This window comes from Hymenobacter baengnokdamensis (assembly GCF_008728635.1).
Classification (GTDB): domain Bacteria; phylum Bacteroidota; class Bacteroidia; order Cytophagales; family Hymenobacteraceae; genus Hymenobacter; species Hymenobacter baengnokdamensis.
In genome coordinates this window covers 270119-284681 of record NZ_CP044285.1, presented here as the reverse complement: position 1 = coordinate 284681, position 14563 = coordinate 270119, and the positions used below count along the sequence as shown (strand labels likewise).

General features: G+C 60.4%; 12 protein-coding genes. 5 read left to right on the top strand and 7 right to left on the bottom strand.

All coding sequences use genetic code 11. The features are described from left to right. Positions 1-2 precede the first annotated feature (2 nt). The 3 genes from hemC to F6X24_RS01080 all read left to right on the top strand — a co-directional run bounded on the left by hemC (position 3) and on the right by F6X24_RS01080 (position 2637). Positions 3-944 carry a hydroxymethylbilane synthase gene (gene hemC / locus F6X24_RS01090; RefSeq protein ID WP_151085871.1) on the top strand — a complete coding sequence of 314 codons (942 nt, stop codon included), beginning with the start codon at positions 3-5 and terminating at the stop codon, positions 942-944. Between the two features lie 49 nt (positions 945-993). Further along, positions 994-1635, top strand: a complete 642-nt coding sequence (locus tag F6X24_RS01085; protein ID WP_151085870.1) for a peptidylprolyl isomerase — start codon at positions 994-996, stop codon at positions 1633-1635. 87 nt (positions 1636-1722) lie between these two features. Then, the gene (locus F6X24_RS01080; RefSeq protein ID WP_151085869.1) at positions 1723-2637 is read left to right on the top strand and encodes an SDR family oxidoreductase; all 915 of its coding nucleotides are present in this window, start codon (positions 1723-1725) and stop codon (positions 2635-2637) included. Between the two features lie 228 nt (positions 2638-2865). Here the strand turns inward: F6X24_RS01080 and F6X24_RS01075 are convergent, their stop codons facing one another. The 4 genes from F6X24_RS01075 to F6X24_RS01060 all read right to left on the bottom strand — a co-directional run bounded on the left by F6X24_RS01075 (position 2866) and on the right by F6X24_RS01060 (position 7052). Then, positions 2866-3069: a hypothetical protein gene (locus tag F6X24_RS01075; RefSeq protein WP_151085868.1), complete on the bottom strand. Its 204-nt coding sequence runs from the start codon at positions 3067-3069 to the stop codon at positions 2866-2868. A gap of 328 nt (positions 3070-3397) precedes the next feature. Next, positions 3398-4372: an ABC transporter permease gene (locus tag F6X24_RS01070; protein WP_151085867.1), complete on the bottom strand. Its 975-nt coding sequence runs from the start codon at positions 4370-4372 to the stop codon at positions 3398-3400. Further along, entirely contained in the window at positions 4369-5433 is a 1065-nt protein-coding gene (locus tag F6X24_RS01065; RefSeq protein ID WP_151085866.1) for an ABC transporter permease subunit, read from the bottom strand. Before F6X24_RS01065 ends, F6X24_RS01070 begins: the two co-directional genes overlap by 4 nt. A gap of 2 nt (positions 5434-5435) precedes the next feature. Continuing rightward, positions 5436-7052, bottom strand: coding sequence for an ABC transporter substrate-binding protein (locus F6X24_RS01060; protein WP_191906405.1), 1617 nt, complete (start codon positions 7050-7052; stop codon positions 5436-5438). A gap of 261 nt (positions 7053-7313) precedes the next feature. On the opposite strand from F6X24_RS01060, the gene F6X24_RS01055 reads away from it, so the two are divergent. Both F6X24_RS01055 and F6X24_RS01050 read left to right on the top strand, forming a co-directional pair. Beyond that, a complete protein-coding gene (locus F6X24_RS01055; RefSeq protein WP_151085864.1) occupies positions 7314-7727 on the top strand; it encodes a hypothetical protein in 414 nt (137 codons plus the stop codon). Between the two features lie 131 nt (positions 7728-7858). Then, complete coding sequence (locus tag F6X24_RS01050) at positions 7859-9283, top strand: hypothetical protein (RefSeq protein WP_151085863.1); 1425 nt, start codon at positions 7859-7861, stop codon at positions 9281-9283. Positions 9284-9298: 15 nt separating this feature from the next. Here F6X24_RS01050 and F6X24_RS01045 read toward each other — a convergent pair whose 3' ends face one another. From F6X24_RS01045 to F6X24_RS01035, 3 genes are all read right to left on the bottom strand, one after another. Continuing rightward, positions 9299-9949: a PKD domain-containing protein gene (locus tag F6X24_RS01045; RefSeq protein WP_151085862.1), complete on the bottom strand. Its 651-nt coding sequence runs from the start codon at positions 9947-9949 to the stop codon at positions 9299-9301. A 49-nt stretch (positions 9950-9998) separates the two neighbouring features. Further along, positions 9999-10760, bottom strand: coding sequence for a LytR/AlgR family response regulator transcription factor (locus F6X24_RS01040; protein ID WP_151085861.1), 762 nt, complete (start codon positions 10758-10760; stop codon positions 9999-10001). 119 nt (positions 10761-10879) lie between these two features. Continuing rightward, positions 10880-14512, bottom strand: coding sequence for a hybrid sensor histidine kinase/response regulator (locus F6X24_RS01035; protein WP_151085860.1), 3633 nt, complete (start codon positions 14510-14512; stop codon positions 10880-10882). Positions 14513-14563: the final 51 nt, after the last annotated feature.

Here is a 14563-nt window from a genome sequence, read left to right as displayed (position 1 = left end):
CTATGTCTGACCCTACTATTCGCCTGGCTACCCGCGCCTCCCGCCTGGCCCTCTGGCAAACCGAGCACGTCGCTGCTTTGCTCAAGCAGGCTGGCCTGAACACCGAGATTGTGCCCATGCAAACCACCGGCGACCAGGTGCTCGACCGGTCACTGGCTAAAATCGGGTCGAAAGGCGTCTTCACCGAAGAGCTCGAAGAAAGCCTGCGGCGTGGCGATACGCACCTGGCCATCCATTCGGCCAAAGATGTGCAGAGCACCCTGCCGCCCGACCTGGAGCTGCTGGCTTTTCTGGAGCGCGAGCAGGTAAACGACGTGGTTATCAGCTTTCAGGAAGATTTTGATATCAGCCGGTCCGGCATCTTGCTGGGCACCAGCAGCACCCGCCGCAAGGCGCTGCTGCGGCGCTTCTACCCCCTGGCCAACACCGCCGAGGCGCGTGGTAATCTGCAGACGCGCATTCGCAAGCTCGAAGAAGGCCAGTACGATGCCCTGGTGCTGGCTTATGCCGGCGTGCACCGCATGGGCTACGACCACCTCATCCGGCATTACCTGCCTACTAATACGTTTGTGCCGCCCGTCGGTCAGGGCAGCATCGCAGTCGAAAGCTCCCGCTTTTTGGGCGAAGAGCTTAAAAACCGCATCCGGCAGGCGCTCGACCACCCGGCTACCCACCGCTGCCTGCTGGCCGAGCGGGCCTTTTTGCGCACCATGGAAGGCGGCTGCAGCATTCCGTCGTTTGCGCTGGCTACGCTCACGCCCGCCGGCGACGTGCGCCTGCACGGCGGCCTCATCAGCCTCAGCGGCGAGGAATATATCGACGCAGTGCAAACGGCTCCGGCCGCACAGGCCGAAGGCCTGGGCATGGCCGTGGCCGACTACGTGCTGGCCCACGGCGGCACCGCCATCCTGGCCAGCATCCGCGAGCACCGGGGCGAGCAGTAAGGGTGATTAAATAGATTATTTTCTATATTTAACGGTATTTTTCATCCCTATGAAGCTACTTACTGTTGGCCCCCGAGCTATCGCGTTGGGACTCCTGCTATTGGCGCTGCCGGTGCTGGCTGCCAGGCGGCCCCGGCTCAGCAAGAAGGATGATGTGGTAACCATCACCACCAGCCTGGGCGATATTCGCCTTATCTTATTCACGGATACGCCTTTGCACCGGGCCAATTTTCTCAAAAAAGCCAGCGATGGCTTTTATAACGGCACTACCTTTCACCGCGTCATTCCTAATTTTATGGTGCAGGGCGGCGACCCCAACTCGAAAGATGCCGACCCCACCAACGATGGCCTGGGGCCGCCCAACGAGCCGACTATTCCGGCCGAGCTGGCTGCCGGCCACAAGCACGACTATGGTGCCGTAGCCGCCGCGCGCCAGGGCGACTTTGTCAACCCGCAGCGGGCCAGCAGCTCAAGTCAGTTTTACCTGGTCGAAAAGCACGAAGGCACCCATTTTCTCGATGGCCAATACACGGTATTTGGCCAGGTTATCAAAGGCCAGGAAGTAATTGATAAAATCGCGGCCCTGCCCAAAGATGCCCGCGACCGCCCGCTTACCGACCTGAAGATGACGATGAAGGTAGAAAAACTGAAGAAAAAGAAAATTACGGAGCTATACGGGTACAGCTATTAGCTTTTTTGAATTGCGCCTATTAGGGCAAGCGTGGCGCAACGGCTATTTGCGCCACCCACCCGCATACTATCCTTTGCCTGCCCGCTCATGAAGCTGCTCCTCACTGGTTCTAATGGGTTGCTCGGCCAGAAGCTCGTGGCGCTCCTTCACCAGGAGCCCACCATAGAGCTGCTGGCTACCGCTCGCGGTGCCAACCGCCTGGCGGCGCATTATCCGGCCTTGCGCTTTCGTGCGCTCGATGTAACTGATGCCGTTCAGGTACAGCAGGTTATGACTCAGGAACGTCCCACGCACGTTATTCACACCGCCGCCATGACCCAGGTCGATGACTGTGAGCTAAACCAGCAAGCCTGCTGGACGCAGAATGTGACTGCCGTGGCGCACCTGGCTGCTATATGCGCCAAGATGAATATTCACCTCACCCACCTCAGCACCGACTTTATATTCAATGGCCAGCAAAGTATGCTGGACGAGAGTGCCGAGCCTGGGCCGCTCAGTCACTACGGCGCGAGTAAGCTGGCTGCCGAGCAGCTGGTGCAGGCCACTCCAGGGTTGCGCTGGGCTATTGCGCGCACCGTGCTCGTGTACGGTACCCTCACGGCCGGTAGCCGCAGCAATATCGTGCTCTGGGTACGCGATTCTTTGCGTAAGGGCCAGGTTATTAAGGTTGTAAGTGACCAGTGGCGCACGCCTACGCTAGCCGAAGACCTCGCCCAGGGTTGCTGGCTGCTGGCCCGGCAATCGGCGCAGGGTATCTACCATTTAAGTGGCTACGAGCTGCTGACGCCGTTTGAAATGGCCACGCAAGTAGCCGATTTCTATAAGCTTGATAAGAATTTGCTGGAAAAGGTGGACGCCAGCACCTTTACGCAGTCCGGCCGGCGGCCGGCCCGTACGGGCTTCCGCATCGATAAGGCAGTGCGTGAGCTGGGCTACCGCCCTCACTCTTTTGCGGAAGGCCTAGCCCTGGTAGCCCACCAGCTGGATTGTGCAGCGGAATAAGCTGGGCTGACTGCTAACCCCCGACGTCAGTTAAATAAAAAGCCCGCCGACATTGCCGGCGGGCTTTTCAGCTATAAGCCTTCCGCTTCTAAAATAAGTGGATTCGAATAAACGGACGTGAATAGTGGACTAGCTGGAGCTTCCTGTGCCAGGGAGGGCTATTGGGCAGCTCATGAAAAGCAGATGTTAAAAAAATGAGACGATGCCTTGATGATTAAGTAATTAGGCCTAAAGATGCTCCGGCCACTCCCCGATAAGTAAGCCTCCAATGAGCATAGCGGTGTGTTGGCGCAGGGCTGCCTCACCCAAAACGCGCGGCACAAGTCGGCCATCCAGCGTCGTGAAATCGCGGCCAGCGGCCAGGGCAGAGTAAGTAGTAGGCGAGGAGCCGGTATAAGCAGAATCTTGCCGCGATGAAGAAGGAGATTTCATGTAATGACCACTAAATAAGTCCACTATAAAAAGACGTAGCGTAGCTTTGGGAAGTAAATAAAGTACAAGATTAAGGGCGTTTTGCTGCCCTCAAAAGGACATAGTTGTAAATTTTGTGACATGCAAAGCCAACTTTTTTTACTATAAAAAACACAATAAAAAACATAAAATATTACATCTTAAATGCGCGTTCTTGTTGTTATGCCTGCTATTTAGAGGATAGCGTCTGCGTTTGTAATTGCACGCTTGCTGAAAACTCTCGCTTTTGTGACAATTCAGGTCCGATAGCTGAGCTGATTGGGTTGCCCGCCGAGGGTAGAAGCAGGGGTTATTTGCTGGCTGCTACCTTTTGCAGGGCCAGCAAGGTGGCCAGCAGGGCAACGCCAGGCGCCAGCGCTACCCACCAGGCGCTGGGGTCTTGGCGCACGGTAGCCAGCAGGGTACCCCAGCCAACTGCGTTGGGTGCCTGCCCAATACCCAGAAAAGCTAAGGCGGTTTCCAGCCCTATCAGGCCAGCCAGGCTCAGGGGAGCCAGGGTGCGCAGGGGCTGGCAGGCTGCCGGAAGGGCGTGGCGCCACCAGATGCGGCCCGGTCCCAGCCCGCTGGCCCAGGCCGCTTCGATAAAGGGCTGCACGCGCACGCGCAGCATTTCGGCCCGCACCATACGAGCGGGCTCGGGCCAGGCAATAAGTACCAGCAGTGCAAGCAGCTGTACCAGCGTGAGGGGCGGCCCGGCCGCCAGGGCTATCAGCAGGACCAGCCGGGGCAAGGCTCCCAGCAAGGTAGCTATTCCCAGCAGCAGACTGTCGAGCGGCAGGGCAAAGGTGAGCGGCCTGATTTGCAGCGCCTGCTGCCGGCGGGATGTGATAAGCTCATATAGGCCACTGATAGACAGTATAGAAACGGTAAAATACACGCAGCCAGGCAGTTGCAGCAGCCACCAGGCTAGCGCCGCCGGCAGCCCAAGCGCACCCAGCGGCAGGCGCAGGCGGGTATTGCCCCAGAAACCGGCTGCTCCCCCGGCTACCGCGCCGAAGGCAGTAGCCAGCGCCACGGCCGGCAAGCTGAGTTTGACGAGCCGCTGGGCCCCCGTTACCAGGCCCGCAAGTACATCGCGCCCCAGCACATCGGTGCCGAAGTAGTGAAGCGCGCTGGGAGGTGCTGCCATGTGCAGCAGGTCGGGTGCCGTGCTGAGATAGGGCAGGCGCAGCCAGGAGCTAAGCAGCCCGGTAGCAGCTACTATTCCCAGCCAGCACAGGGCAAGCCAATAGCCAGGGCGCTTCAGTAAACCAGCGGGCGTCATGCAGTGGGCCGGAGGCGGGGGTCGATTGTAAAATATAGAATATCTGCTAGTATTAACCCGAGCAGGCGGGCTGCTGCCGTAAGCAGCACACCTGCTACTACCACCGGATAGTCGTGGGCGGCCGCGGCTTCTGCCAGCAGGCGGCCGCTGCCCGGCAGGGAAAATACGACCTCGACTACTACCGTGCCGGCTACCAGAGCCGGCAGCAGGTCGGTGAGCGTGGTGAGCAGTGGCAGCAGGGCATTGGGCAGGGCATGACGCCATAACATCTGCCCGGCGCCCAGGCCCTTGGCGCGGGCCGTTGTAGCGTAAGCCAGCCGCGCCTCGTGGCGCAGCGCGGCTTCCAGCGGCAGCGTCAGGCTGGGCACTACGGCCAGTACCAGGCTTAGCAGCGGAAGGGCTGAGCGGGCTGCCCAGTAGCCCATGAGCTGCCCGGCACTACCCGTAGGCGTATCCGAAATACGACCGGTAGCCGGAAACAAGTCCAGCACATCCGGGTTGGCCAGCAGCAGTAGCAGGGCCAGCGCCAGCAGAAACAGCGGCATCACCTGTAAGCCGGCCAACCCAGCCCGGATGATAGCGCGCGCCTTGCCTCCCGAAGCGCGGGCCAGATAGAGCGCCAGCGCCAGCGCCAGGGCGGTGGCCAGGGCAGCCGCTCCGGCCGCCAGCGGCAGGCTATACCCCAGCGCTTGTCGTAGCAGGCTGGCTACGGGCTGCCCATCGCGGTACGACTGGCCCAGGTTGCCGTGCAGCAGCTGCATTACCCACTGGTGGTATTGGTTATGGGCCCCGTGCCAGTGCCAGCCAACAGGTTTGGCTGCCGAGCGGGTAATATAAAAAGCTGGCTCGTCGAGCCCGAGGCGGTGGCGCAGCTGCCGGGCGGCCGCCGGGGCTGCTACGGCGCTCATGGCTGCGGCCGGGCGGCTTAAGTTACCAGCATCTTCCAGGGTCGCCAGCTCGGGGCCGGTTGGTAGTTGGCGGCTTAGGATAAATACCAGCGAGGCGATGCCCCAGGCAGCCAGGGCGGCGCGACCGAGCCGGGTGAGCAGCCACCAACCCATCGTTAGTGGGCGGGAGCCCGCAGGCTGTCGGCGGTAGCCCAGGCCAGGGTAGCAGGCATATAGCCCGGCTTAAGCCCCGAGGTAGCTACTGGCTGCAGGCGACGGCTGGCAACCAGGCGGATAGGCAGAAAAAATAACGGTACCAGCGGCATCTCTTCCCGAACGACGGCTTGCAGTTTGCGGAGCATCAGGCGTTTGCGGCGCTCATTTCCTTCGACCGCAATCCCCTCGAGCAGCCGGTCGGTGGCGGGAGTGCCGAAGCCGGTAAAGTTGCCGTTGCCAATAGCGTTGGAGTGCAGCACGGGCATAAAGTTGAAGCCAAATGGACTGCCCCTTACCAGACGGATATACATGTCAAAATCGCCGCTGCGCAACGCGCTCACCAGCACCGAGGTTTCGGTAGGAACCAGCACAATCGGAATGCCGAGCTGCGCGGCCGCCGCCTGAAGCTGTAGGGCGGCCGTCGCAAACGTCGTTTCATCGGTGCGATAGCGAAGCCGTAGTGTAAGCGGACTGGCCAAAGAAGGGTGTCGCCAGGTGCCATCGGGCTGCCGCCGCCAGCCCGCCTGCTGCAGCAGCGCTACTGCCCGGGCGGGTGCATACGTGAGAGGCGGCAGGCTGTCGTTATAATAGGGGCTGGTGGGCGGTAGCAGGCCTATTGTAGTACTGCCTTGCCCCAGCTGGGTTGCCTTAAGCAGCGCAACAGGGTCAAATAACCGGCTGATTGCCTGGCGGGTACACTTATCGCGTAAGGGAGCGCGCCGCGTGTTAAATCCAGCCGTTACGATATCGTAGGATGGGCTGCTGTAAAAAAATAATTCACGCTGGGCCGCTGCGGAAGTCTGTAAGCGCTGAAAAAAGCGGGCTGGTACCGGCGAATATACTTCCAGCTCGTGGCGGCGCAGCGCCAGCGTAGCGACGGCATCATCGGGAATAATAACGAAATCCAACTGTTGGGGGCGAGCCTGCAGTACCGGCGAGGCCGGGCGTAGCGCATCGGCCCACCAGTGGGCCTTGCGTTGCAGCAACAGGTGCCACCCGGTTTCCCACACGGCGAGCTTATACGCTCCGCAGCCTGGCAGCCGCTCGGGGTGGCGAGCCAGGTCGGCTTGCTGATACCGTTGTACCAGGGCGGCCACCGCCGGGGCCGGGGCGCGCGACTCGGGCCAGTCTTGCAGCGCGGCCAGCGAAATGCCCCGCAACGCATGCGTCGGGTCGAGCACCGCTTCGGGCAAGATTGGGTAGTCGCCGGAAGCGGTTGCCAGCTCGGTGGCCTGGCCACGACACACTATCGTGAAATGGCGGGGGTTGGCCGGGTCAAGCTGAATTTTCCGAATAAAGCTGAATTGTGCGCGAGCACCCTCGTTGGGCAGCCCCGGGCATTGCATTAATTTAAGCGTAAAGTCAACATCGGTAGCTAATACGGGCTGCCCGTTGTCCCAGGCAGCGGCGGGCCGCAAATGATAATCCAGGGAGGTAAGCGAATCCCCCATAAGCGTTACCTGCGGCAGCGACTGGGCCAGGGCTGGCGCGTATCTATTGCTTTTATAATCTACTTGCAGCAGGCTTACATGCAACAGATTGGCTACATCGATGGCGTTTTGATTGGGAAGCGCCATAGGGTCCAGCGTTTCCGGGTCGTAGGCCCATCGAATGCGAATCGGAGTAGAAGCGGACTCTTGCCGGGTAGTAGATGACGAGCAAGCGCAGGTCAAAAATAGCAGAAATCCACCAAGCCAGAAGTATTTCATTTCGCAATGGCATTACAAATGCCATTGGCAAGTTAGCAGGCTGGACTTCAAATTAACCTCTACTGCTACTAGGCAACGTTGCCGCCTTAGTTGCCGCCGACGCTAGTCGTAGGTTGAGTAGGAGCTACAATGTCATTACCCCAACCGCTGCTGCCGATGTTGTTGGTGGTAGGCTGGCTAGACAGGGTAGCGAGTTGCAACAGGGCGAAAGTAATAAGCTCAAACATGGTAGGGAAAGGTTTGTGGTGGATTGTTGATACAAAGCTCCTCTCCGTGGAAGGCCCTCAAAAGGACATAAGCATTTCTGCTGTGACAATAATTATTTTTATAATTTATTGGACTTTTCTTGTTAATGATGCTGATTTTCTAAGTTATCTGGTTTGGCTGTGGAGTATTTATCGAAGCGGCTTTTGCGAAAAAAAACTGAATTGTGACATCTTATCGTGTAAATTGCGCATACTAATCCAAGATGCAAAGCTTGAAAAAATGCCAGGGCTTTACAAGGACAATCTGCTAAGTTTTGAAAACGCCTGTTTGGGATAGCAAGCAAGATTAAAGATGCCTTTAAACGTTGCGGAAGCGCTTTTTTAATGAAAGAGATTGCAAATTTGGCGCGAATTGTGACATTGCGTCGGTCAAAACAGCGGCCTCTACTCGACCTGGATGCTTCCCGCATGGGCAAGGAAGAGCGGCTGATGCAGGAAGTAACAGCCAACCCGGAAATGACCACCATACAGCTAACCAAATCGCTTTATGGGGCAAACTCGACCAATAACCAAGCTGCTATGCGCCAGCTGCGGGCGCGGGTGCAGGATAAACTACTTAATCACCTATACTTTCTGGACCATTCTGACCCGCGCTTTGTAGTATCGCGCCGCTATGAGGTCGAATGCCTGGACTTGTTACACAAGGTAACTATTTTATGTTTAGAAGGAGAGTATAGCCTCAGTGAGCGGCTGTTACGTCGCTGTATGCGAATGGCCCTGCAAGGTGAGTTTATGGGCTATGCCGAGCAGGCCGGCCAGTGGCTCCTGACTATATACGCCCAGCAAAACCTGCCGTATAAGTATGATGCGCTAAGCAAAACCCTGGCCAAACTGCGGGAGGTTATTCGCTGCGAGCGGGAAGCCGAAGAGCTTTCACTGTCTGTAAGCCTGGGCATGGCGCGGGCTGTGGCCAAGCGCCGGGCCATTTTGCTGAAGATGCCGGCGTACCTGGCCCGGGCGGAGGAGCTGCACAAGCAGGCCAAAACGTTTACCACGTTTATGGCGCTGTATCGGGTGCGCATCGGCAACGCGGAGCTGACCGGGCGCTACGAAGACATTGTGCAGTATACCACAATGGCCACCCGGCTCCTGCAGCAGGGCAAGCTCAATGCCCGGCGCTTCGACCAGCGCTTCAATCAGTTTATGATGGTGTATGCCTACCTGCGCACCCGGCAGGCGGCAGCGGGCCTGAAGCTGGCGGAGACTTTCGCCCAGGAGATGCATCCTACCTCCAGCAACTGGTTTTATTTCTACGAGCATTATCTGCTGCTGGCCCTGCATGCGGGCGAGTATGAGCAGGCGCAGCTGCTGCTGCACCAGGCGCACAAAAACCCGTCGTTTATCAAGCTGCGGCCCTCGGCCTTGCAGCGCTGGGAGCTGCTGGAGGCCTACATCGAGTTTATCCAGCCGCTTGAGAAGCTGCCGGTGCGCCGCCGCAACCAGCTGGCCGTGTTTGCGGCCCTGACCGTGCCCGAGTACAGCCGCGATAAGCGCGGCCACAACGTGGCCATTCTGGTATTTCAGCTGCTGCACTACCTGCGGCAGCGCCTGCTGGAGCCCGTGCTCGCACGGCTGGAACGCCTGCGTAAGTACCAGCAGCGGCACCTGCGCGATGCGGCTACCCTGCGGAGCCGCACCTTTCTGCGGCTGCTGCTGCTGCTGCCCGAAGCCGACTTCAACCCCGAAGTGCTGGCGCAGCGCAGCAAGCCCTTGCTGGCAGCGCTGAAAAAGGCCCCGCTGGTGGGCGAGGCCGATGCCGAAATCGAGATTGTTCCGTACGAGGATTTGTGGCAGCTGGTATTAGACATTCTGAGCCAGGGTGCCCCGCAGTAGCCTTTGTGCCGCTACCTAAGGCTCCACGATAACTTCCTGGCTGACGCAGTTGCTGGCGGCGCAGGCTCCGGGGCCGTAGCCGCGCAGGCTCATGCGCACTGGAAAGTGCCCGGGCTTGCGGAAGCTGTGCTCGACGCGCCGCCCCTGCTGGGTAAAGCCATCGCGAAAATCCCAGATGACCACTACCGATTGACAGTCGGGCAATACCGAGTCCAGCGCATCGAATGCTACTGCCTGCCCGGCCCGTACCCGAAGCGCGGGGCCCACGCTAAAATTGAGCACCGGCTTGCGCAGCAAATCCACGTCGAAGGTTTTTTCGGCGCGGCGCACTTCGCCGGTGGCCGGCACCACTACATCGAGCACCACCTGGTAGTGGGCCCGAGTGGCGTAGCAGTGCGTGATTTTCAGGCCCGTGAGCGTAGTACCATCGCCCATATTCCAGCGGTACTCCAGGGGGCCGGCGCCGGGGTCTAGCGAGCGGCTGGCATCAAAATCAACGCATAGCTCAACGGGTTGCAAAGGGCCGCAGGCAGCCGCCTGAGTTGCAGCAGAGTCTGTCGGGGTAGCTTGGGCGGCCACTACGGCTGGCATACTCAGCAGCGCTACCACTGCCAGGGCACCCCGCAGCCAAACAAGAACAGGCGAAAAGGAAGCGGCAAAAGGCACTGATAAGAAGCGGTTAGCGTGGAAAATAGCGTCGGCGGGCCCGCGCACCCTACAGCTTGTTGAGGCGTTGCAGCAGGCCGCGCATGTACGTTTGGCCCACCGGAATATATTTCTCCTTAATCAGCAGGGAGTTGTCTTCCAGCGCCTGCACATAGTCGATATTGATGATGAAAGAACGGTGCACCCGCACAAAGCGCTGGGGCGGAAACTTCTCCTCAATGGCCCGCATGGTACTGTAGACAATAAGCTTGCTACGGGTAGTAACCAGGTGCACGTAATCACCCAGGGCTTCAACATAGTAAATGTCGGCAAAATCGACCCGAACGAGCTTAGTATCAACCTTTACGAAAGTGAATTCGGGGTTGGAGCCTATGGGCGCCGCCTGCGTATCGGGGTCGGCCGCCGTTCGCTGGGCCGTAATAGTTTCGAGCACTTTCTGGGCTGCCTGCAAAAAGCGCGGGTAGCTCAACGGCTTAAGCAGGTAATCGGCCACGGCAAATTCGAAAGCCTGCACGGCATACGACTGGCTACTGGTAATGAGCACCACCTGCGGGGCCTCCGGCAGCGAGCGGAGTAGGTCGAGGCCCGACATCAGGGGCATCTCTATGTCCAGAAATAATACGTCGAAGGCCTGCGTGCGAAGAATCTCGGCGGCTTCAATGGCACTGCTGCACGCCCCGGATGCTTCTAAAAAAGGGGTATTGGCAATGCAGTTCTGCACTATCTGTACTGACAAGGGGTCGTCGTCAACAATGAGGCAACGCAACGGAGCCGGGGTGAGGCCATCAACTTCGGGAGAAGAAAAGGACATAGGGCAGCGAGAAAGCAGGTAGATAGGTCGGGCAAAAGTAGGGACTGGCTCCGGGGTATGGGCGATAATGAGCGTAAAGAGCTCTGGTTTACTTTATTATTTGACTCTCATTCCCCAAATCAGGCTCTTTGCTGAAGCTGGGGGTATAATTGGCCGAGCTGCTGCCGCACAGTTTGCAGCAAGGGCTCGCAGAAAGGATAGCCGGGAGTACGGGCGCTGCGCTCCAGCTCATCGAGCTGCGCGTGCAGGCCGGGCACGCCAAAATAAGCCACCTGGCCTTTAAGCTTGTGCGCCAGGGTGGCCACGGCGGTGGGGTCGTGGGGGCAGGCAGCGGCCAGCAGCTGCTCAAGGGCCGGCGCCTCGGTCAAGAAAGTATTCACAATCTGACTGATAAAGCCGGCATTACCGCCCGCCAGCTCCTCGAGCTGCTGCCAGTTGGGGTGCAGGGCAGGGGGCGCGCTGGGCGGCAAAGTAGCCGCCGGCGCCGCCTCAGGCGAAGAAACTCCGGCCAGCCGCCCCGTAAAATGCGCCAGCCGGGCGTAGAGCACGGCCGGCTCAAAAGGCTTGGCCAGCAGGTCGTTCATGCCGGCCGCCAATGCCAGGCTACGGTCTTCGGGCAGTACCGAGGCCGTGAGGCCGATAATGGGCAGCCTGGTAGCGTCGGGGCAATGCTGACGCAGGGCCCGGGCGGCGGCGTAGCCATCGAGCTCCGGCATCTGAATATCCATAAACACGGCGTCGAAGGGCTCGGTAGCCGTTAGTACGCGCTCCACGGCCAGGCGACCATTTTCGGCGATAACTACCTGTACATTCCAGTTTTCCAGCGTTTTGCGCGCTACCAGCTGGTTGAGCTGGTTGTCTTCGGCCACCAGCACGCGCAGCGCGGGCTCGAATGCGGGCAGCGGCCCCGCTACCGCGCCCGGCCGGGTTTGGGCCGGGTCAGCGATGGGGTAAGTCAGCTCAAAATAAAACACGGAGCCGCTGCCTTCCTGGCTACGCACGCCCAACTCGCCGCCGTGCAGCTGCACGAGGTTGCGGGCAATGCTGAGCCCCAGGCCGGTGCCGCCAAACTCGCGGGTAGTGCTGGCATTCGCCTGCGAAAAATCATCAAAAATGGCTGTCAGCTTGTTGGCTGCAATGCCGATGCCGGTGTCTTCCACTTCAAACCTTAGGGCTGCGTGGGCCGGGTCGGGGGCCGGCCCGGGCGCCGGGGTTACCCGTACGGTCACGCCTCCGCGCCGGGTAAATTTCAACGCGTTGCTCACCAGGTTGACGAGTACCTGCTGCAAGCGCACGGGGTCGCCAACCACGGCGGCAGGTATATCTTCTGCAACGAATGTATTAAAATCCAGCCCTTTGCTGTCGGCCGCGTAGCGAAAGAGGGTGCTGAGTCCGCGTACCGCCTCGGGGAGCCGGAACGCTACCTGCTCCAGAGTAAGCTTACCGGCCTCCATCTTCGACGAGTCGAGGATATCGTTGAGAATAACCAGCAGATTCTGCGACGACGAGTGAATGGCCGTCAGGTATTCACCTTGCTCAGAGTTGAGCGGCGTTTGCTGCAATAAGTTGGTGAGGCCGATGACCGCGTTCATCGGGGTGCGGATTTCGTGGCTCATGTTGGCCAGAAACTGCGCCTTGGCCCGGCGCGATGCTTCAGCCGCGTCACGGGCTACGAGCAGCTCACCATTTATCTGCTCGATAGCGTGGTTCTTCTGGCGTAGCTCACTGGTGCGGTGCTGCACGGTTTTTTCGAGCTGAAGCTTCTGGCGACGCAGTGCGCCTTCGCGGGTGCGCACCACGGCGATGAGCACCGCCAGCAGAGCCAACGCGCCCAGAGTCAGCGTGGTAGCCCGCTGCCACCAGGGGGTGGCAATAGTGAACGCGCTGCGGGCTGCCGGGCTCCAGGAGCTGCCGGGTATGGCCCGGCGCACCTGGGCCTGCAACTCGTAGCGGCCGGGGCCAAGCCCGACAAACTGCGCCTCGCCGGCCCCGCTCGGGCGGCTCCATTCGTCAGACAGGCCGCGCAGGCGGTAGCGGTAGCGGAGCGCCGCCGCGCCACCCGGTGCCAGGCTAAGCCCCTGAAACACGAAGCTGACGCGGTGCTGCCCCGCCACCAGCTGGCCAAGTGTGGTAGGCGCGTGGGCTTCGCCATCTACCTCGGCCCCGGTTAGCACTACCGGAGGGGTGGAAAGGCGACCCGGCGTTGAGCCAGCCAGCTGGTCAAGGTCGAGGCGCAGAACGCCCGCCTGGCTAGTGAGCCAGGCCAGCGGGTCTGGCCCGGCGGTGAGCGCGGCGCTCGGCAGCATAGCCCGAACGAGCTCATTATCGGCTGCGGCCAGCGCAATGGCGGCCGTATGCCCAGGGCTCAGCAGGCTCAGGCTCTGCGGGTGCACCAGCAGCAGCGAGCCCGCCAGCGGGGGCGGCAGCGGCAGCAGGGCCGTGAGGTAATCGCTGGGTAGGGCTTTGGTGGCGGCCGTTAGCTGCTGCCACGAGCCACTGGTGGGTTTAAAGAACAACCCCTGGCCTTCGGTGCCAACCCAGATAGTACCGGTAGCGTCTTCGGCCAGGGCGCTGGCATCGAGGCCCACACTGTTCAGCTTATGATACACAAAGCGTCGCTGCGCCGGTTCCCATACGGCCAGGCCGGTATTGTGCGTGGCCACCCACACGCGGCCGGTATGGTCGGCCAGCAGGGCATAAATGCTGTTGTGCAGCAAGCCATTAGCCGTGGTAAAATGCTGAACAACTGGGGTAGGGTTAGTGCCTGAAACATTAGGTAAATTATATAGGCCGTCGGCAGCCGTGCCCACCCACAGTCCCGTGCCGGGGCTGTAAGCCAGCGCCGTTAGGGCCGAGCCCAGATTTTGCGAGAGGCCGCGCACCGGCTGCCACGGCCGGCCGGGCATAGGCTCGATATATACGCCCGCCGTAGCAGTACCAACCCAAAAGCCGCCGCCCAGCGAGGCCGGGCGAGCCAGCAAAACCGTGGTGGCCTCGCCAGGGGGTGGGGGCATACGCCAACTGCCAGCAACTATTGAGTGGCTGCCCCGCGGAGGAAACTGGTAATAAAGCCCGCCGTCGTAGGTGCCCCATACCTGCTTTTGCCCGCCTGCATCGGGCAGGCTGCCCAGCACGAGTGCGGCTGTCGGTTGGCCGCCGGGCCGGGGCCACAGGCTCAAAAAGCGGTCGGCGTGCTGCCACAGGCCCTGGCCGGCGGTGCCCAGCCAGGCATTGCCTTCGCGGTCTTCAAGCAGGCAGCTAGGTACGGCATCGGCGGCCAGGCGCAGGTGGTAGCGGCGCTGATACGCGCCAAGACGGGCGGTATCGGGAGCAGGCGACCCCACGCGGCCCGCCGGGCCGCCCCGCATGGTGGTAGGCGCGGCGCGAAAAGCGTGGCCCACCGGCCGCACCGACCGGCTGCCCTCGTGGTGCAGTACCCAGAGGGCGCCGCTGGCCGGGTCTTCCCAAAGGCCCGTTACGAAGTTCTCGGCCAGGCCGTCGCGGGTGGTGAGGGTAACGAAGCGGCTGCCATCGTAGCGCACCAGGCCCTCGGCGGTGCCCAGCCAGAGGTAGCCTTGCCGGTCTTGCAGCAGGCAGTAGATAAATGGCTGGCTTAGGCCTTCGGCGGGGCCGAAATGCCGCACGAATGCCCGCGGTGCCGGGGCCGCGTAACTCAGCGCGGGCAGTAGCCCCGCCACCAGCAAGGCAAGGGCTATGGTTTTTTTAATATAGTGAAAAAACAATGTAAACACCAGCAAAATAAGAAGTGCTACAAAAGGCAGTACTTTTATTCTCCGCAAGTT